At 76.0% G+C, this 17808-nt stretch carries 20 protein-coding genes; 14 read left to right on the top strand and 6 right to left on the bottom strand.

The window, feature by feature from the left end; all coding sequences use genetic code 11:
• Positions 1-108: 108 nt before the first annotated feature.
• Complete coding sequence (locus BMW27_RS05600; protein ID WP_091440435.1) at positions 109-792, top strand: hypothetical protein; 684 nt, start codon at positions 109-111, stop codon at positions 790-792.
• Here BMW27_RS05600 and BMW27_RS05595 read toward each other — a convergent pair.
• Positions 789-1586, bottom strand: coding sequence for an LON peptidase substrate-binding domain-containing protein (locus BMW27_RS05595; RefSeq protein WP_091440432.1), 798 nt, complete (start codon positions 1584-1586; stop codon positions 789-791). The genes BMW27_RS05600 and BMW27_RS05595 overlap by 4 nt on opposite strands.
• Positions 1587-1694: 108 nt before the next feature.
• Here BMW27_RS05595 and hisD point away from each other — a divergent pair, with 108 nt between their 5' ends.
• From hisD to BMW27_RS23240, 4 genes are read left to right on the top strand one after another with little or no spacing between them, the layout of a single operon-like run.
• Complete coding sequence (gene hisD / locus BMW27_RS05590) at positions 1695-2999, top strand: histidinol dehydrogenase (protein WP_091440430.1); 1305 nt, start codon at positions 1695-1697, stop codon at positions 2997-2999.
• On the top strand, positions 2996-4129 hold the full coding sequence (locus BMW27_RS05585) for a histidinol-phosphate transaminase (protein ID WP_091440428.1): 1134 nt from the start codon (positions 2996-2998) through the stop codon (positions 4127-4129). Before hisD ends, BMW27_RS05585 begins: the two co-directional genes overlap by 4 nt.
• The gene (hisB, locus tag BMW27_RS05580) at positions 4126-4722 is read left to right on the top strand and encodes an imidazoleglycerol-phosphate dehydratase HisB (RefSeq protein ID WP_091440425.1); all 597 of its coding nucleotides are present in this window, start codon (positions 4126-4128) and stop codon (positions 4720-4722) included. Before BMW27_RS05585 ends, hisB begins: the two co-directional genes overlap by 4 nt.
• Before the next feature lie 6 nt (positions 4723-4728).
• Positions 4729-4905, top strand: coding sequence for a hypothetical protein (locus tag BMW27_RS23240; protein WP_175486379.1), 177 nt, complete (start codon positions 4729-4731; stop codon positions 4903-4905).
• Between the two features lie 236 nt (positions 4906-5141).
• Here BMW27_RS23240 and BMW27_RS05575 read toward each other — a convergent pair whose 3' ends face one another.
• On the bottom strand, positions 5142-6383 hold the full coding sequence (locus BMW27_RS05575; protein WP_091441444.1) for an HNH endonuclease signature motif containing protein: 1242 nt from the start codon (positions 6381-6383) through the stop codon (positions 5142-5144).
• Positions 6384-6624: 241 nt separating this feature from the next.
• On the opposite strand from BMW27_RS05575, the gene hisH reads away from it, so the two are divergent.
• Entirely contained in the window at positions 6625-7263 is a 639-nt protein-coding gene (hisH, locus tag BMW27_RS05570) for an imidazole glycerol phosphate synthase subunit HisH (RefSeq protein ID WP_091440423.1), read from the top strand.
• 4 nt (positions 7264-7267) lie between these two features.
• Here the strand turns inward: hisH and BMW27_RS05565 are convergent, their stop codons facing one another.
• From BMW27_RS05565 to BMW27_RS05555, 3 genes are read right to left on the bottom strand one after another with little or no spacing between them, the layout of a single operon-like run.
• Complete coding sequence (locus tag BMW27_RS05565; protein ID WP_091440420.1) at positions 7268-8317, bottom strand: molybdopterin-dependent oxidoreductase; 1050 nt, start codon at positions 8315-8317, stop codon at positions 7268-7270.
• 14 nt (positions 8318-8331) lie between these two features.
• Entirely contained in the window at positions 8332-9087 is a 756-nt protein-coding gene (locus BMW27_RS05560) for an SDR family NAD(P)-dependent oxidoreductase (RefSeq protein WP_245743321.1), read from the bottom strand.
• A gap of 22 nt (positions 9088-9109) precedes the next feature.
• The gene (locus tag BMW27_RS05555) at positions 9110-9709 is read right to left on the bottom strand and encodes a nitroreductase family protein (protein ID WP_091440417.1); all 600 of its coding nucleotides are present in this window, start codon (positions 9707-9709) and stop codon (positions 9110-9112) included.
• Positions 9710-9834: 125 nt separating this feature from the next.
• On the opposite strand from BMW27_RS05555, the gene priA reads away from it, so the two are divergent.
• From priA to hisF, 3 genes are read left to right on the top strand one after another with little or no spacing between them, the layout of a single operon-like run.
• Positions 9835-10569 carry a bifunctional 1-(5-phosphoribosyl)-5-((5-phosphoribosylamino)methylideneamino)imidazole-4-carboxamide isomerase/phosphoribosylanthranilate isomerase PriA gene (gene priA / locus BMW27_RS05550; RefSeq protein ID WP_091440415.1) on the top strand — a complete coding sequence of 245 codons (735 nt, stop codon included), beginning with the start codon at positions 9835-9837 and terminating at the stop codon, positions 10567-10569.
• Positions 10566-10958 carry a RidA family protein gene (locus BMW27_RS05545; RefSeq protein ID WP_091440413.1) on the top strand — a complete coding sequence of 131 codons (393 nt, stop codon included), beginning with the start codon at positions 10566-10568 and terminating at the stop codon, positions 10956-10958. Before priA ends, BMW27_RS05545 begins: the two co-directional genes overlap by 4 nt.
• Positions 10955-11749: an imidazole glycerol phosphate synthase subunit HisF gene (gene hisF / locus BMW27_RS05540; protein ID WP_091440411.1), complete on the top strand. Its 795-nt coding sequence runs from the start codon at positions 10955-10957 to the stop codon at positions 11747-11749. The genes BMW27_RS05545 and hisF overlap by 4 nt, the downstream gene beginning before the upstream one ends.
• A gap of 63 nt (positions 11750-11812) precedes the next feature.
• On the opposite strand, the gene BMW27_RS05535 is transcribed toward hisF, so the two are convergent.
• On the bottom strand, positions 11813-12436 hold the full coding sequence (locus BMW27_RS05535; RefSeq protein ID WP_091440408.1) for a TIGR03085 family metal-binding protein: 624 nt from the start codon (positions 12434-12436) through the stop codon (positions 11813-11815).
• A gap of 139 nt (positions 12437-12575) precedes the next feature.
• On the opposite strand from BMW27_RS05535, the gene BMW27_RS05530 reads away from it, so the two are divergent.
• The 5 genes from BMW27_RS05530 (at position 12576) to BMW27_RS05510 (ending at position 17803) form a co-directional block, all read left to right on the top strand.
• On the top strand, positions 12576-14315 hold the full coding sequence (locus tag BMW27_RS05530; RefSeq protein WP_175486378.1) for an ABC transporter ATP-binding protein: 1740 nt from the start codon (positions 12576-12578) through the stop codon (positions 14313-14315).
• On the top strand, positions 14312-16126 hold the full coding sequence (locus BMW27_RS05525; protein WP_091440405.1) for an ABC transporter ATP-binding protein: 1815 nt from the start codon (positions 14312-14314) through the stop codon (positions 16124-16126). Before BMW27_RS05530 ends, BMW27_RS05525 begins: the two co-directional genes overlap by 4 nt.
• Positions 16127-16242: 116 nt before the next feature.
• On the top strand, positions 16243-16749 hold the full coding sequence (locus tag BMW27_RS05520; protein WP_091440403.1) for a hypothetical protein: 507 nt from the start codon (positions 16243-16245) through the stop codon (positions 16747-16749).
• Positions 16750-16758: 9 nt separating this feature from the next.
• Positions 16759-17208 carry a hypothetical protein gene (locus tag BMW27_RS05515; protein WP_091440400.1) on the top strand — a complete coding sequence of 150 codons (450 nt, stop codon included), beginning with the start codon at positions 16759-16761 and terminating at the stop codon, positions 17206-17208.
• Positions 17209-17299: 91 nt separating this feature from the next.
• Complete coding sequence (locus BMW27_RS05510) at positions 17300-17803, top strand: hypothetical protein (RefSeq protein WP_091440398.1); 504 nt, start codon at positions 17300-17302, stop codon at positions 17801-17803.
• The last annotated feature ends 5 nt before the right edge of the window (positions 17804-17808 follow it).

Here is a 17808-nt window from a genome sequence, read left to right as displayed (position 1 = left end):
GCTCGCGGCGAACCTCTGGGCGGGGCCGGGTCGGGGCGGGGCCGCGGGCTGGACGGGCACCCCGCCGGCCGGGATGAGACGCACAGCCCGGCGAGGTTGACTGGGGGCGTGGACAGCACCCGCGCACCCGCCTCCGCCGGGCCGCCGCCCGTCCGCCCTGCCCGGTGGGGTGCCGGTGCCCCCTGGCCGGGTCGCGCGGAGCTGCGCGCCGACCTGCGCAGCTCGCTGGTGCTGGCCGGCGTCCTGCTGCTGGCCGGGGTGCCGGCCGGGCTGCTGTGGTGGGGGCTGGCCCCGCGGGCGACCTTCCGGGTCAGCGCGGACGGCCCGGTCCCGGTCGGGCACCCCTCGGCCGAGCTGCTGGTCGCGGACGACGGCGTCTACACCCTCGTGGTGGCCGGCCTCGGTCTGGTGGCCGGGTCGGTCGCCTGGCGGCTGCGTCGCCGCCGCGGGGTCGCGACCGTGCTGGCCCTGGGCCTCGGGACGGTGCTGGCCTCCCTCGTCGCCTGGCAGCTCGGCGAGCTGCTGGGCGCCGGGCCCTCGCCGGTCGAGCTGGCCGCCATCGGCACCCGGATCACCACCCCGCTGCGGCTGGGCTCCCCGGCAGCGCTGGCCGTCGCCTCGTTCCTCGCCGTCCTCGTCTACGTGGTGTCCACGCTGCTGACCGCCGCCGAGGACCTCGACCGGCCCGACCCCGCGCCGGCAGCCGACGCGCCGCTGCGCCGTGAGGTCGGCCCCGTCCAGGGGCCCGCCCCGAGCGTGCGAGGGGTGGAGGGGACGGGGTCCTCCTCCTAGTTGACGCTGCGCGGGCCGGTGAAGCGCTGCAGCGGCGCCGGTACCGCGCCGATGGTCTCCAGCAGCGTCAGCTCGCGGCGCAGCAGCCGGGACTCGGTCTGCAGCCGCCGGCGGGTGGCGGACTCGGCCAGCAGCTCCTGCCGGTCCTCGGCGGTCAGCAGGGCGGCCGAGGCCACCAGGTAGGACAGCGCCCGGGGTTCCCCGGCGACGGCGTCCAGCAGGTCCGCGGTGTCGGGCTCCTCGCCGTCGACGTCCCCGGTCAACGTGGCCACGGCGGTGACGTAGCGGCCGAACAGGGCGCCCACCCCGCGCACCAGCACGTCCATCGAGCCGCGCGCCACCTCCGACACCAGGTCCTCGTGCTGGGGGTCGGCCGGCCAGCCGCCGGGCGCGGTCAGCCCCTCCTGGTCACCGGCGGCCTCCTCGGCTGCCTCCTCCTCGGCGAGCCACTCGACCTCCGCCTGCAGGTACGGCGGTTCCTCGGCGACCACGAGGTCGAGCAGCCGGAACCGGTCCCCGCCGACGGTGACGACGTGGAACCCGCCGTCGGGCTGGGGTCGCACGGTCTGCAGCCGGGCGGTGCAGCCGACGTCGTAGAGGGCCTCGGCCGGGGCGACGTGCTCGACCTCCCAGCCCTGTCGGATGGCCACGACGCCGAAGCAGCGGGCCGGACCCTCCGGCAGTTCCAGCAGGTCCCGCACCAGCCGGCGGTAGCGCGGCTCGAAGACCTGCAGCGGCAGGACCATCCCGGGGAAGAGCGGCGTCCCCAGCGGGAAGAGCGGGATGACGTCCACGGCAGGCGAGCCTACGGGTGGCCCGGGTCCCCGGACCGGGCAGCACGCCGGGCCGCGGACCCCCGACGGCTACCCTGGGTGTTCCGTCCCCGCCCCGGAGGTGTCCCCGTGCTCGCCCGCATCGACCTGCGTGGATCCGCCCTGCCGGGGGTGCGCGAGCTCGCCGGCCTGCTGCCCCGCGCCGCCACCGACATCGACTCGGTGCTGGCCACGGTCCGGCCGCTGTGCGAGGACGTGCGGGTGCGCGGCGCGCAGGCGGTCCGCGAGATCACCGCCCGACTCGACGGCGTCGACCTCGAGGACTTCGCCGTCCCGCAGGAGGCGATCGACGCCGCGCTGGCCGGGATCGACCCCGCCGTCCGCACCGCGCTCGAGGAGGCCATCGCGCGCGTCCGGAAGGTGCACGCCGACCAGCGCCGCACCGACGTCACCACCGAGGTCGTCCCCGGCGGCACGGTCACCGAGCGGTGGCTACCGGTGCGCCGCGTCGGCCTGTACGTGCCCGGCGGGCTGGCGCCGCTGCTGTCCAGCGTCGTCATGAACGTCGTCCCCGCGCAGATCGCGGGCGTGGAGTCGATCGCGGTCGCCTCCCCGCCGCAGCGCGACCACGGCGGCCTGCCCGACCCCGGCGTCCTGGCCGCGTGCGCGCTGCTCGGCGTCAGCGAGGTGTACGCCGTCGGCGGGGCGCAGGCCATCGCCGTCTTCGGCTACGGGGCCGGCTCCTGCGAGCCGGTCGACATGGTCACCGGCCCGGGCAACGTCTACGTGACGGCGGCCAAGCGGCTGCTGCGCGGGCTGATCGGCATCGACTCCGAGGCCGGCCCGACCGAGGTGGCGATCCTGGCCGACGAGACCGCCGACCCGGTGCACGTCGCCGCCGACCTGATCAGCCAGGCCGAGCACGACCCGCTGGCCGGCGCGGTGCTGGTCACCGACAGCGAGGCGCTCGCCGACGCCGTCCTGGACCTGGTGCCCGGGCAGGTCGCGGCCACCAAGCACTCCGACCGGATCACCACCGCGCTCGACGGCAGCCAGTCGGGCATCGTCCTGGTGGACGACGTCGACGCCGGGCTGCGCGTGGTCGACGCCTACGCCGCGGAGCACCTGGAGATCCAGACCCGGGACGCCCGCGAGGTGGCGATGCGGGTGCGCAACGCCGGAGCGGTGTTCGTCGGCTCCTGGTCACCGGTCTCGCTCGGCGACTACATCGCCGGCTCCAACCACGTGCTGCCCACCGGTGGCTGCGCGCGGCACTCCAGCGGCCTGTCGGTGCAGTCCTTCCTGCGCGGCATCCACCTGGTCGAGTACGACGAGCAGGCGCTGGCCGACGTCGCCGGGCACGTCGACGCCCTCGCCGGCGCCGAGGACCTGCCCGCGCACGCCGCCGCCGTCCGGGTCCGGCAGCGCTCGTGACCGGTCCCGACCAGCTCCCGCTGCGCCCGGAACTGCGTGGCCGCACGCCCTACGGCGCCCCCCAGCTGCAGGTCAAGCACCGGCTCAACACCAACGAGAACCCGCACCCGCTGCCGCCGGAGCTGCTCGCCGACCTCGGCGCGGCGCTGGGGCACGCAGCGCTGGAGCTCAACCGCTACCCCGACCGGGACGCGCTCGCCCTGCGCCGAGACCTGGCCGCGTACCTGACCCGCACCAGCGGGGAGCCGGTCGAGCCGGCCCAGGTGTGGGCGGCCAACGGCTCCAACGAGGTCCTGCAGCAGGTGCTGCAGGCGTTTGGCGGGGCCGGGCGGACGGCACTGGGCTTCACGCCGTCCTACTCCATGCACCCGATCATCTCGGCCGGCACCGGCACCGCCTGGGTCGACGGGCACCGCCGCGAGGACTTCACCATCGACGCCGCGCAGGCCGCCGCCCAGGTGCGCGAGGTGCGCCCGGACGTCGTCTTCGTGACCAGCCCCAACAACCCGACCGGCACCGCGGTCGCGCTGGAGACGATCACCACGATCTACGACGCCACGTCGTACGGCCCCGGGCACGCCGGCGTGGTGGTCGTGGACGAGGCCTACACCGAGTTCGCCCGCACCGGCACCCGCTCGGCGCTCACCCTGCTGCCCGGCCGTCCGCGGCTGCTGGTCAGCCGCACGATGAGCAAGGCGTTCGGGATGGCCGGCCTGCGGCTGGGCTACCTGGCCGCCGACCCGGCGGTCGTCGACGCGCTGCAGCTGGTGCGGCTGCCCTACCACCTGTCGTCGCTGACCCAGGCGGCCGCCCGGACGGCGCTGGCGCACACCGACGCGCTGCTGGCGACCGTCGACGCGGTCAAGGCCGAGCGGGACCGGATCGTCGCCGCGCTGCCGGGGATGGGGCTGACCAGCGTCCCCAGCGACGCCAACTTCGTCCTCTTCGGCCACTTCACCGACGCTCCGGGCGTGTGGAAGGCGCTGCTCGACCACGACGTCCTCGTGCGCGACGTCGGCCTGCCCGGCTGGTTGCGCGTCACGGCCGGGACCACCGAGGAGACCGACGCCTTCCTCACCGCGCTGGGTGAGGTGGTCGCCGAACAGCACCTGGGAGACTCGAGGGCATGAGCCGCACCGCACGCGTCGAGCGCGAGACCAGCGAGACCAAGCTCGTCGTCGAGCTGGACCTCGACGGCACCGGTACCAGCTCGATCAGCACCGGGGTCGGGTTCTACGACCACATGCTGACCTCGCTGTCCAAGCACAGCGGCATCGACCTCACCGTGCGGGCCGACGGGGACCTGCACATCGACGCCCACCACACGGTGGAGGACGTCGCCATCGCGCTCGGGCAGGCGTTCGCGCAGGCGCTGGGGGACAAGCGCGGCATCACCCGCTACGGCGACGCGACGATCCCGATGGACGAGGTGCTCGCGCAGGCCGCCGTCGACCTCTCCGGCCGGCCGTACTTCGTGCACTCCGAGCCCGCCGACATGACGCCGATGATCGGGCCGGACTACCCGACGTCGCTCACCAAGCACGTGCTGGAGTCGTTCGCGTTCAACGCGCGGATCAGCCTGCACGTGCGTGTCCTCTACGCCGGCCGCGACGCCCACCACATCGTCGAGGGCCAGTTCAAGGCACTGGCGCGGGCGCTGCGGGCCGCGGTCGCGATCGACCCGCGGGTGACCGACGTGCCGTCGACCAAGGGCGCTCTGTAGCCGCCGATGACCTTCGCCGTCATGTTGCTGGTCGTCGGCGGCTTCTTCCTCGGCGGGGCCTACAGCATCTGGAAGGCCGACTCCCACACGAAGGGTCGGACCGGCCCGCAGGTCGCCTTCGCCGTCCTGCTGCTGGTCGCGGCGGTGCTGGCCACGGTGTCGGGCGTCCTCCGGCTGGTGTGAGCGCCAGGAGGCGCTTCCTTCAACGTCGTTCTCGCCGGCTCGGCGGTGGACGCGGTGCCGTAGCGCGCCTGGCAGCTGTGCACGGGCCCGACTTCACCGTGCGGCCCTGGGCGGACGGCGACCGGCCCCGGTGATGCTCACCCTTCGGTCCCCCCGGTGCCGACGTGCGGGCAGCGGCAGCCAACCGGTGCCTGAGGATGGGCGTCGGTCGGCTGCCGGCTCGGGCGGGTGCCGGCTCAGGCGGCGGCGGGAAGGGGTGGGCCGGTGCGGCCCGGTCCGGTGCGCAGGGGTCCGGTGCGGATCTCGCTGCCATCCGGGCGCCGGGTGCGCCATCGCCCGTCGGGTTGCCGCTCGACCCGGAAGCCGTGGTGGACCTTGGTGTGATGCCGTTCGCACAGCAGCGCGCTGTTGGCCAGGCTGGTCTGCCCGCCGTCGATCCAGGCGAGCAGGTGGTGCACGTCGCACCAGTGGGTGGGGGCGCCGCAGCCGGTGAACACGCAGCCGCCGTCACGCACCTCCGCCGCGCGGCGCACGTGCGGAGGCACCAGGCGCACGGTGCGGCCGTGCTCCAGCGGCATCCCGCCCGGGCCCAGCACGATCCGGCTGACGGCCCCGTCACAGGCCAGCCACCGGGCCCGGGCCGCGGAGACGGTCGCGCCGAACCCCAGCTCGGCGGCTCCCCGGCCGGTGGCGGGGTCGACCAGGTCCTCGATACCGACCTTGACGATGACCTGGGGCTTGTGGCCGCGCAGCACCGGCAGCTGACCGGAGGCCAGCTGGTTGTCGCACAGCTGCACCAGCGCATCGGCCAGCTGCTGGCCCCTCGTGCGCTCCTCCCCGGCGCCCCGGCCAGCCTGCACGAGTGACTCCAGCGCGGCCTGCAGCTTCTCCCCACCCATCGCGTCCAGGTCGAACCGGCCGGAGATCGACCCGTCGGCGTGCCGGGCGATGACCAGCCGCCGCCCCCCGGTCGGATCGGGCTCGGGGCCGTCGGCGTCGAGGCGGTCCAGGTAGTGGTGCACCGCCCTGGCGACATCGGCGTGCGGACGGGTGATGGCCACCTGCGTCAGCACGGTGTCCACGCCGCCCAGGTCGACGTCCTGCTCCGCGGCGCGGGTGAGGTGCTCCGGCTCGGCCACCCGGCCGATCACCGCCGCCTGCTCGGCGGTCACCGTCCCGGCAGCCAAGGCCGCGGCCATGCCCGGTAGCTGCGCCAGGGCGCGGCCCGTGCGCACCACCCGCGCGGCCTCGGCCGCCGACAGGTGGGCGTGTCCGCGCAGCCAGGAGGCCATCGTCTTCAGCCCGTCGACCTCCGCGGCGCCGGACACCTCGGCCTCCCGCACGGTGCGGGCCACCTCGGCCGCCAGCCGGTTCTGCGCCACCAGCAGCGGACCCAGCCGGTCCAGCAGCGCCGGACCGAACAACGGCGCCAGGTCCTCCGCGGCCAGGGTCTCCACAGCGGCCAGCAGCTGCTCCACGACACCCCCCACCGGGTCGATCACGTGTTCGAAACCTAGCCGACGACGCCGCCTCGAACAACAGGAAGTCCCAGGTCACGGGCTTGTCCACAGTTCTGGAGGAGGCCTTGACGAGGGACGGTGGAGGGCGGGGAGCGCACAGGCTGGGGAGCCCGCCGCCGACCCGCGTGGTGCGACGTCCACCACCCCACCTGCGGGAATCCCGACGGACGCCCGACCGCTCCCACGTACTGTGGCACCCGTGAAGAAGGTCGTCGTCCTGGACTACGGCTCGGGCAACCTCCGCTCGGCCGAACGCGCGCTGACCCGGGTCGGTGCCGACGTCACGGTGACCGCCGACCCGCACGCCGCCCTGGAGGCCGACGGCCTCGTCGTCCCTGGGGTGGGCGCCTTCGCCGCGTGCATGCAGGGCCTCCGGGCCGTCGACGGGCCGCGGGTCATCGGCCGCCGGCTGGCTGGCGGACGGCCGGTGCTGGGTGTCTGCGTCGGCATGCAGGTCCTCTTCGAGCGCGGCGTGGAGCACGGCCAGGACGCCGAGGGCTGCGGCGAGTGGCCCGGCGTGGTCGAGCAGCTCCGGGCCCCGGTGCTGCCGCACATGGGCTGGAACACCGTGCAGGCGCCCGGGAGGACGGTGCTGTTCGACGGGCTCGAGGACCAGCGCTTCTACTTCGTGCACTCCTACGGCGTGCGCAACTTCCCGCTGGGCTCCGAGGGGGTGCCGTCCCCGCTGGCCCCCCCGCTGGTGACCTGGGCCGAGCACGGCGACCGGTTCGTCGCCGGGGTCGAGAACGGCCCGCTGTCGGCCACCCAGTTCCACCCGGAGAAGTCCGGGGACGCCGGCGCCCAGCTGCTCACCAACTGGCTGCAGACCCTGAGCTGACCGCTCACTGCAGCGGGAACGGCGGCTGCAGCCACCACGGCGCGTCGACGACCTCGACCCGCTCGACCCACTTCACCCACCAGAAGCCCCGGCGTCCCGGAGCGACCAGCCGCACCGGTGCGCCGTGCCCGGGGGTGAGCGGCCGGCCCGCCGCGTGAGTGGCGAGCAGCAGCCCGCTCGTCTCGGACAGCGGCAGCCGGCGCCGGAAGCCGGTGACCGAGACGACGTCGACACTGCCGTCGCCCGGCAGCTCCCGGCCCAGGTGCTCGGCGACCAGCCGGTCGAGCCGGACCCCGCGCCAGTCCTGGACGGCGTACCAGCCGCCGGTGCAGTCGAGGACGGCGCGGACGACGTCCCCCCGGTCGAGGTCGCCGACCGGCACCCGCACCCGCCGGTCGGCCCCGACCAGCTCCAGCGCGGTGGCGGGGGAGTCCGGCACCACGTCGGAGATCCACTGGGTGACCGGCATGGCCGCCGGGTCGTCGGTGCCGCGGTCGAACGAGCCCGTGGCCCGGCGCTCGGCGCCCGGTGCGCCGGTCAGCCGCAGCAGCCCCTCTCCGGCGCCCCACAGCACCGCCGCGCCGGCGCCCAGCGCGCCCGCCCGGAGCAGGCCGCGGCGGCCGAGGTCGGTGGCCCGCGGCCGCTGCCGGCGTCCCCACGCGTGGACGGCGACCAGCGCGCCGGTGGCCACGCCGAGGGCGACGTGGGCGTGCAGCACCGGGACCCCGGCCGACCAGGACCACGGCCCGGTGACCCCTCCCGCGTGCAGGACGCCGGTGAGCAGCGTCAGGAGGGTCGCGACCCCGAGCGAGACGCCGCCGGTGCCGCGGGTCCCGGCGGGACGCCGCCAGGACCGCCGGACGACGACGGACTTCCACGGGACGAGCAGCAGCAGCCCGAGCCCGGCTGCCCCGTGCGCCGCGACCACCAGCCGCGCCGGACCCGGCGACCCGACGGCGAAGGCCAGGACGCCGGTGCCGCCGGCGAGCAGGAGCAGCCCGAGCAGGCCCACGTTGGTGCGCCGGCCGGCACGGCGGGGCAGCGTCAGGGCCACACGCCGAGTGTGCGTCAGCTGCGCAGGTAGGAGGCGCCGTTGACGTCGATGATCGTCCCGGTGCTGAACCGCGCGCCGGGGGAGGCCAGCCACAGCACCGCCGAGGCGACCTCCTCCGGGTGGGCCACCCGGCCGAAGGGCGACTGCGCGCGGACGGCGTCCCCGCCTGGCCCGTCGAGGACCTCGCGGGCCATCTCGGTCTGCACGAAGCCCGGCGCCACGGTGCCCACCGAGATGCCGTGGGGCGCCAGCGCGATCGCCATCGACTGGCCGAAGGCGTTGAGCCCGGCCTTGGACGCGCCGTAGGCCGGGGTGTCCGGCTCGCCGCGGAACGCACCGCGGCTGGAGACGTTCACGACCGCACCTCCACCGGCGGCGACCAGGTGGGGCACCGCGCGGAAGGTGGCGTTGGCCGCGCCGAGCAGGTTGACCGCCAGCGTCCGGGACCACGCCGCCTGCCACTGCTCGTAGGAGACCGACAGCGGCGGGTGGGCGGTGAAGACCCCGGCGTTGTTGACCAGCACGTGCAGCCCGTCCAGCGCGGCCGCGGCCTCGTCGACCATGCGGCCCACCTCGTCCGCGTCGGCCAGGTCGGCCTGCACCAACACGTGCCCGTCCCCGGGCAGCTCGGCGAGCACCGCCTCGGCGCGCTCGCGCGAGGCGCCCCAGTGCACCGCGACGCGGTCGCCCGCGGCGGCGAAGGCGTGCGCGACGGCGCGGCCGATGCCGCGCGAACCACCGGTGACCAGGACGGCGCGGGAGTCGCTCACGCCGCGCAGTCAACCAGGGCGTTCACCAGCGCCCGCGGTGGACGACGTCGTCGACGCCGCGCCGGCCGCGCCGCAGGGACGGCGACCGGCGGTCCTCCGCGCCGGGGTAGCCGACCGACACCACGCCGACCGGCCGGTGGGTGTCCGGGACGCCGAACGCCGTCCGCAGCTGGTCCACCCGCTCGGGCGGGACGCCGAAGAAGCACGCGCCCAGCCCCTCGTCGACGGCGGTCAGCAGCATCAGCAGCGCGGCCATGCCGGCGTCGACGTCCCAGTAGGGGACCGGCCAGCGGGCCTCGTCCCGGTCGGTCCAGCCCTTGTCCGGCTCGGCGTACCGCTCGAGGTAGGCGGCCTTCGACGACAGGGGGACCACCAGCAGCGGCGCCCGCCGCATCCGGGTCAGCCACCCGTCCGGGGCGCCGGCCGACGTCGTCACCGACCAGAACAGCTCCCGGTCCGCGGCGTCCTCCAGCACCAGGAACGCCCAGCCCTGGGTGAACCCGGCCGACGGCGCCCGCAGCGCGTGCTCCAGCAGCCGCTCGCGCACCCCGGGCGGCACCGGCCGGTCGGGGTCGTAGTCGCGCACCATGCGCCGCCGGCGGACGACGTCAGCGAACTCCACCGCGCCACCCTGTCACCCCGCAGGGACCCGGGTGCCGCGGCCGCGGGACGGCGCCAGGGGCTGGCTGCTGAGCCGTCCGTGCCGGTGACGCGGGCCGCCGGGAGGGGGTCCCTAGGCTGGGGAGCGTGCCGAAGCTGCAGCTGCTCCCCGCCGTCGACGTCGCCGACGGCCAGGCCGTCCGCCTCGTGCAGGGGGAGGCCGGCAGCGAGACCTCCTACGGCGACCCCCTGGAGGCCGCGCTGCAGTGGCAGCGGGACGGCGCCGAGTGGGTGCACCTGGTCGACCTCGACGCCGCCTTCGGCCGGGGCGGCAACCGCGACCTGCTGGCCCGCGTGGTCGGCGAGCTCGACGTCGACGTGGAGCTCTCCGGCGGCATCCGGGACGACGAGTCGCTGGCCGCGGCCCTGGCCACCGGCTGCCGGCGGGTCAACCTCGGCACCGCCGCGCTGGAGTCGCCCGAGTGGTGCGCCCGCGCCATCGCCGAGCACGGCGACCGGATCGCCGTCGGCCTCGACGTCCGCGGCACCCGGCTGGCCGCCCGCGGCTGGACCCGCGAGGGCGGCGAGCTCTACGAGACCCTCGCCCGCCTCGACGCGGAGGGGTGCGCGCGCTACGTCGTCACCGACATCACCAAGGACGGCACGCTGCGCGGCCCGAACCTGGACCTGCTGCGCGAGGTGTGCGCCGCCACACCGCGCCCGGTGGTCGCCTCCGGCGGGGTGAGCTCGCTCGAGGACATCCGCGCGCTGGCCGGCCTCACCCCGGTCGGCGTCGAGGGCGCGATCGTCGGCAAGGCCCTCTACGCCGGCGCGTTCACGCTGCCCGAGGCGCTGCGGGTGACGGGGGAGGTGGCGTCGTGAGCGTCGTCCGGTTCGGCTCGGACAGCCCCTGGGAGGCGGTCGTCGGCTACAGCCGCGTCGTCGTCCACGGCGACACGGCCTGGGTCAGCGGCACCACGGCCACCGTCGACGGCGCCGTCGTCCACCCGGGGGACGCCGGAGCGCAGACCCGCCAGGCGCTGGCGCTCGTCGGCGAGGCGCTGGAACGAGCCGGGTTCGCCCTCGCCGACGTCGTCCGCACCCGGCTGTTCGTCACCGACATCTCCCGCTGGGAGGAGGTCGGCCGGGCCCACGGCGAGGTGTTCGGCGACATCCGCCCGGCCACCTCGATGGTGCAGGTGGCCGCGCTGATCGACCCGGCCATGCTGGTCGAGGTCGAGGCCGACGCGGTCCGGGAGGTGCCGGCATGAGTCTCGCCGTCCGCGTCATCCCGTGCCTGGACGTCGACGCCGGCCGGGTGGTCAAGGGCGTCAACTTCGTCGACCTGCGCGACGCCGGCGACCCGGTGGAGATGGCCCGCGTCTACGACGCCGAGGGCGCCGACGAGCTGACCTTCCTCGACATCACCGCCAGCGCCGGCGACCGCGAGACCACCTACGACGTCGTCCGCCGGACCGCGGAGTCCGTGTTCATCCCGCTCACCGTCGGCGGCGGGGTGCGCACGGTGACCGACGTCGACCGGCTGCTGCGGGCCGGTGCGGACAAGGTCGCGGTCAACACCGCCGCCGTCGCCCGGCCGGAGCTGATCAGCGAGATCAGCGACCGCTTCGGCAACCAGGTGCTCGTGCTCTCGCTCGACGCCCGGCGCACCCGGGACGGCGCGGTCACCGACTCGGGCTTCGAGATCACCACGCACGGCGGGCGGCGCGGCACCGGCCGGGACGCCGTGGAGTGGGTCGTGCAGGCCGCCGAGCTGGGTGTCGGCGAGGTGCTGCTCAACTCGATGGACGCCGACGGCACCGAGGCCGGCTTCGACCTGGAGCTGATCCGTGCGGTGCGCCGCGAGGTCACGGTGCCGGTCATCGCCAGCGGCGGGGCGGGGGAGACCGCGCACTTCCCGCCCGCGGTCGGGGCCGGCGCCGACGCGGTGCTCGCCGCGACCGTCTTCCACTTCGGCAAGCTGCGCATCGGCGACGTCAAGGCCGCCCTCGGCGACGCCGGCGTCCCCGTCCGCCGGGAGGCCGACCACCCACTGCGCTGACCGGCCGGCCCGATCCGGGGCACCCCCCCGAGCTCGCGAGGGTGGGGAGGCCGGGGTCCTCCGTCAGCCCGTGGTGACGCGGGCGACGTCCCGGCGCCCGCTGGCCCACAGCAGCAGCTCCAGCGGCTCACCTGCCACCACCGTCTCCGGGGTCCCGCTCCGGTAGCGCCGCTCCACCCCGGGGACGTCGGTGCGGCGCAGCACCAGCGCCCCCGGCACCCCGCCGGCGGCGAGCCGACCGAAGAGGACGGCGTTGCCCCAGAGCCGGTCCTGGTCTCCCCGCGGGAGCGCACGGGGTGTCCAGCCCGGCCGGGCCCGGCGGACGTCCTCGTGGTGGATGGCGTACTCCGCGGTGTCGACCACCGCGGACACCGGCGGCCACGCGGCCGGCAGCCACCGCGGCGGCCCGGAGCGGACGCGGGCCACCAGGTCGGCGTACCGGGAGCCGGCCCGGAGGCGGTCCTCCACGTGGTGGGACCAGGCGGCGAACGGCCGGCCGACCGGCGTCGCCTCCAGGGCGAAGCCGGGCGTGGTGTCCGGACGGCGGTCCCGGGTGACGAGGTGCGCGGCCAGGTGCGCCGTCGTCCAGCCCTCGCAGCGGGTGGGCGCGTCCGGCCCCAGCTCCTCGAGGAGGTCGGCGAGCGCCACACGCTCGCGCGCGGCCAGGGGCCGGGAAGAGGAGGTCACCGAGCGGGGTTACCGACGGGGCGGGCCCGGGAAACCGGAGGCGGCTCCTTAGCTCCTCTAAGTACAGTCGGAGTGCCGCCCCGCACGACCACCGAGGAGACCTGTGCCCCGCCGCCGAGACGCCGTGGTGCGGCGAGGGATGCGCCACATCGGGCGCGCGATCGCCGAGCAGCCGGGCATGTTCACCTGGGCGTTCGCCGCCAGCGTCCTCTACGGCGGCATGACCGTGGCCAGCGCCTACGTCATCGGCGCGGTCACCGACCGGGTCGTGCTGCCGGCGTTCGCCACGGGCGAGCCGTCCGCGGCGGGGCTCGCGCTCGCCGTCGCCGCCGTCCTCGGGGTGGCCCTCCTGCGGATCCTCGGCATCCTGGGCCGGCGGCTGTTCGCCGGCATCATGGGCTACCGCCTGCAGGCCGACTACCGCCGCCGGGTGACCGGCCAGTACCTGCGCCTGCCGCTGTCCTGGCACCAGCGCCACCCGACGGGGCAGCTGCTGTCCAACGCCAACTCCGACGTCGAGGCCGCCTGGTTCTTCGTCGCACCACTGCCGTTCGCCTGCGGCGCGGTCGTCATGATCGGCATCACCGTCGCCGTGCTCGTGGTCACCGACCCCTGGCTGGCGTTGATCGGCCTCGTGGTCTTCCCCCTGGTCTTCGCTGTCAACGCCGTCTACTCGCAGGTGATGGCCCCGCGCATGCAGCGGGCCCAGCAACTGCGTGCCGAGGTCAGCGAGATCGCCCACGAGAGCTTCGACGCCGCCCTGGTGGTCAAGACCCTCGGCCGGGAGGACGTCGAGGGCCGCCGGTTCACCGCCCGCGCCGAGGAGCTGCGCGATGCGCTGGTCGCCGTCGGCCGGGTGCGCGGGCTGTTCGACCCGCTGATGGAGGCGCTGCCCACGCTCGGGACGCTGGCCGTCCTGCTCGTCGGCGTCGGCCGGGTCGCCGACGGAGCCACCGGCCCCGGCGAACTGGTGTCGATCGCCTACCTGTTCACCCTGCTCGCGCTCCCCATCCGCGCGATCGGGTGGGTGCTGGCCGACCTGCCCCGCGCCCTCGCCGGGTTCGACCGGGTCACCCCGGTGCTCGACGCCACCGGCGAGACGCCGCACGGCAGCACGGCGGCAGCCGGCCGCACCGGTGGGGCCGAGCTGGCGCTGCGCGGCGTGGAGTACGGCTTCGACGGCGCCGCCCGCCCCACGCTGTCGGGCGTCACCTTCGACGTCGCGGCCGGCAGCACGGTGGCCGTCGTGGGACCTACCGGCTCGGGCAAGTCGACGCTGGCCGGGCTCCTCGTGCGGCTGGTCGACCCACGCAGCGGGCAGGTGCTCCTCGACGAGGTGGACCTGCGCGCGCTGCGCGAGGGGGAGGTCTCCACCCAGGCGGCGTTCGTCCCGCAGGGCACCTTCCTCTTCGACGACACGGTGCGCGGCAACGTGACCCTCGGTGAGGAGTACTCCGACGAGGAGGTCGAGGCCGCGTTGCGGGTCGCCGCCGCCGACGAGTTCGTGCGCCGGCTGCCCGAGGGGCTCGACACGCGGGTGGGAGAGCGGGGCGCCACCCTCTCCGGCGGGCAGCGGCAGCGGCTGGCGCTGGCCCGCGCGGTGGTCCGCCGGCCCCGCCTGCTCGTCCTCGACGACGCGACCAGCGCCGTCGACCCGGCGGTCGAGGCACGCATCCTCGACGCCCTGCGCGACGCCGAGCGGCCCTCGACCGTGGTCGTCGTCGCCTACCGGCAGGCCACCATCGCCCTGGCCGACGAGGTCGTCTGGCTGGAGGGCGGCCGGGTGCTCGCCCGTGGCAGCCACGAGCAGCTGCTCGCGGAGGTCCCGGGCTACGCCGCGCTGGTGCGCGCCTACGCGCAGACCGAGGTCGCCGCATGACCGCCACCGTCGCCGAGCACCGCAGCGAGGGCGCGCTGGCGACCCTGCGCCGCGGGCTGCGCCTGATGCCCGAGTTCCGCCGCGGTCTGCCGCTCACCTTCGCCCTCGCCCTGCTGGCGACCGCCGGGCGGGTGGTCGTGCCCGTCGCCGTCCAGCAGGTGGTCGACCGCGGCCTGTCCGGGCCCGGCGGCCCGGACGGCGACCTGGTCCGCGACGTCGTGGTCGTCTGCGCCGTCGTCGTCGTCCTCACCGCCGGGGCGGTGTACGCGATGAACGTCCGGCTGTTCCGGACCACGGAGACCGCACTGGCCGGGTTGCGGTCGCGGGCCTTCCGGCACGTGCACGACCTGTCGGTGCTGCACCAGCAGGGGCAACGCCGCGGCTCGCTGGTCTCGCGCGTCACCAGTGACGTCGACCAGCTGTCGACCTTCATGCAGTGGGGCGGCGTGCTGGGCGTGGTGAGCATCGGCCAGCTGCTGGTCGCCACCGTCGTCATGGCCTTCTACTCCTGGCAGCTCACGCTGCTGGTGCTGGTCTGCTTCGTGCCGCTGGGCGTCGCGATCCGGTTCCTCGCCCGCCGGCTGGCCGCCGCCTACGGCCTGGTCCGCGAACGGGTCGGCGACGTCCTGGCCGCGGTCTCCGAGACGGTCGTCGGCGCCCCCACCGTCCGTGCGTACGGCATCCGGGAGCGCACCGCGGCCCGCCTCGACCGCGCCATCGGCCGGCACTACCGCGCGCAGGTCCGGGCCCAGAAGGTGACCGCGGCGGTCTTCGTCAGCGGCGAGGTCGTCGCAGCGCTGGCCAACGCGGCGATCATCGTGGTCGGCGTCCTGCTCGGCGTCGGTGGCGACCTCACCGCCGGCACCCTCGTGGCCTTCTTCTTCCTCGTCACGCTGTTCGTCGCGCCGGTGCAGATGGCCAGCGAGGTCCTCAACGAGGCGCAGAACGCACTCGCCGGGTTCCGCCGCGTCCTCGACGTCCTGCAGACCGAGCCCGACGTGCGCGACCCCGCCGCCGCCGACCCGGCCACGGCACGGGAGCTGCCGCACACGCCGCTGGGCGTGCGGTTCGAGCACGTCACCTTCCGCTACGCACCGGGGGCGCCTCCTGCGCTCCAGGACGTCGACCTGGAGATCGCGCCGCGCCGCCGCGTCGCCATCGTGGGGGAGACCGGCTCGGGCAAGACGACGTTCGCCAAGCTGGTCACCCGGCTGATGGACCCCACCGAGGGCCGCGTGCTGCTGGCCGGGATCCCCCTGGAGCAGGTCGCGTTCGCCTCGCTGCGGCAGCGGGTGGTCATGGTGCCGCAGGACGGCTTCCTCTTCGACGCCACGGTGGCCGACAACGTGCGCTACGGGCGGCCGGGGCTCACCGACGCCGACGTGCACGCCGCCTTCGAGGAGCTCGGGCTGGGCGACTGGGTGGCCGGGCTGGCCGGGGGCGTGACCACACCGGTCGGTCAGCGCGGGGAGTCGCTGTCGGCGGGGGAGCGCCAGCTGGTCGCCGTCGCGCGCGCCTACGTCGCCGACCCCGACCTGCTCGTCCTCGACGAGGCCACCAGCGCCGTCGACCCGGCCACCGAGCGCCGCCTCACCCACGCCCTCGACCGGCTCACCGACGGCCGGACGACGCTCACCATCGCCCACCGGCTCTCCACCGCCGAGCGGGCCGACGAGGTGCTCGTCGTCGACGCCGGTCGGGTGGTGCAGCGCGGGTCGCACGCCGAGCTGGTGGACGCCGACGGCCCCTACGCGCGGCTGCACGCCTCCTGGCGCCGGTCCTCGGCCGGGGAGCCCCAGCCGACGGCCTGACGTGCGGTGCGTCGTCACCGGCGACGACGAGGTGCCCGCGGGACGGCGGTCGCCGTCGTCCACAGATCTGCCGCCGCGGGCCCGCGTGAGCCACTCCTCCCCGAGCATCGGGCGGCATGCACCCGTTCTCGCCGCACCCGTCACCCTCGGGCGCACCGCGGCCCTCGACCTCCTCCCGCAGCGGGTCACCGGCGACGGCACGGCTCGGCGGCGCCCTCGGGATCCTCGGCGCCCTGGTCCTGGCCACCGTGGCCCTCGTCGGACACGCCCTGGACGGCGACGACGGGGACTTCGGCGACCCGTTCGTCACGGCGATCGCTCTCGCCGCGGCGCTGCACCTGGCCGGCGCCGGGTGGCTGCTGTGCCGCCGCGGGTGGTGGCCGCTCGTGCTGTCCGCGGTGCCCTCGGTGCTGGTCCTCGGAGGGCTCGTCGCCATCGCCGTGCTCGCCTTCCTCGCCGGGCACGGCACCGACGGGCTGGACGTCCTGCGGTCCCTGGGGCCCTGGCTGGCGATCTCGCCGGTGGCAGCCGGTCTGGCGCTGACGCCCAGTTCCCGCCGGTGGGTGGCGGCGGGCCGTGCCGTGCGGGCCGGCGGGCCGCCCCACCAGGTCCCGGCCGCCTAGCCTGCGGGCGTGGCCACTCCCCGCGACCGAGGTCGTCCGGCAGCCGACCTGCCTCCGCCGGACTCGCGCATCCCGCCGCTCGGCATCGTCGCCGCCGTCCTCGGTCTCGTCGGCGCCCTGCCGCCGGCCTTCCTCGCCGTCATCGCCGTGGCGCTCGGCGGGCTCAGCGCCGACGCCGGGCCGGACCCGTGGACCTACCTGCTCCTGCTCGCGCCGCTCCTGCAGGTGTGGGGCGCGGTCTGGCTCCTGGCCCGCCGCAGCTGGCTGTTCCTGGTGCTCGCCGTCGTCCCGGTCGCGGCGCTGGCCGGTGCGGTCGTCTGGGCGGCCACCGGCACCGAGGACGCCGGCAACGCGGCCCTGCCGCTGCTGCTCCTGGTGGCCCCGCTGCTCGCCGCGGTGCTGGCCGCCACCCCGCGGGTGCGCCGCTGGGTGGCCGCACGGCCGCGCCGCACCCGCTAGCCGCGCCCAGCTGAGCGGCCCCCTTGCAGGGTCCCGCCACGAGCTTGCGAGTGGCGGGGGGCAAGGGGGTCCTTCTCCTACGCTGCCGGCCATGGCGTCGTCCTCCTCCCGCAGCCGGGCGGCGGCGCGTCGCTCGCCCCGGGCGGCGCCCCGGCAGCAGCCGCCGACCCTCCCGGCCGGACGGCCGGTCCTCGCCCCCTTCGCCGCCGTGTTCGGCGTCCTGGTCGCCGCCGAGTACCTGTGGCTGGCCTGGCTGCTGCGGGACCCGGAGGTGGCGGCGTCCTGGTCCGTCGTCGTCCCCGCGGTGCTGGCGGTGCTCGCCCTGGCCGGCGCGGTGCTCGTCGTCCTCGGGTGCGCGCGGGCGTGGATCCTGCTGGCCGTCGTCAGCGTCGTCCTAGTGCTCTGCCTGCTGGGCGCCGCTGCGCTGTTCGGCGCCCTCGGTCTCGGTGCGGTGGCCGGGCAGGCACTGCTGCTGCTCGTCGGGCCGGTCGGGTGCCTGGTGCTCGCCGTCCGCCGCCCGGTGCGGGACTGGACGCGCCCCGCCCGGGCGACGCGGGCCCCCGAGCAGGGCCGTCGGACGCAGCGCACCGGCTAGCGTGC

This window comes from Geodermatophilus poikilotrophus, assembly GCF_900111455.1.
GTDB lineage: Bacteria > Actinomycetota > Actinomycetes > Mycobacteriales > Geodermatophilaceae > Geodermatophilus > Geodermatophilus poikilotrophus.
This window is presented reverse-complemented; position numbering and strand designations above follow the sequence as displayed.

Bases quoted from the DNA above. Each gene is read 5' to 3' on its own strand.
- BMW27_RS23240 (WP_175486379.1), top strand. From the start codon at position 4,729: ATGACCTTCGCCGTCATGTTGCTGGTCGTCGGCGGCTTCTTCCTCGGC.
- BMW27_RS05510 (WP_091440398.1), top strand. From the start codon at position 17,300: ATGGCGTCGTCCTCCTCCCGCAGCCGGGCGGCGGCGCGTCGCTCGCCC.
- BMW27_RS05520 (WP_091440403.1), top strand. From the start codon at position 16,243: ATGCACCCGTTCTCGCCGCACCCGTCACCCTCGGGCGCACCGCGGCCC.
- BMW27_RS05530 (WP_175486378.1), top strand. From the start codon at position 12,576: ATGCGCCACATCGGGCGCGCGATCGCCGAGCAGCCGGGCATGTTCACC.
- BMW27_RS05525 (WP_091440405.1), top strand. From the start codon at position 14,312: ATGACCGCCACCGTCGCCGAGCACCGCAGCGAGGGCGCGCTGGCGACC.
- hisB (WP_091440425.1), top strand. From the start codon at position 4,126: ATGAGCCGCACCGCACGCGTCGAGCGCGAGACCAGCGAGACCAAGCTC.
- hisF (WP_091440411.1), top strand. From the start codon at position 10,955: ATGAGTCTCGCCGTCCGCGTCATCCCGTGCCTGGACGTCGACGCCGGC.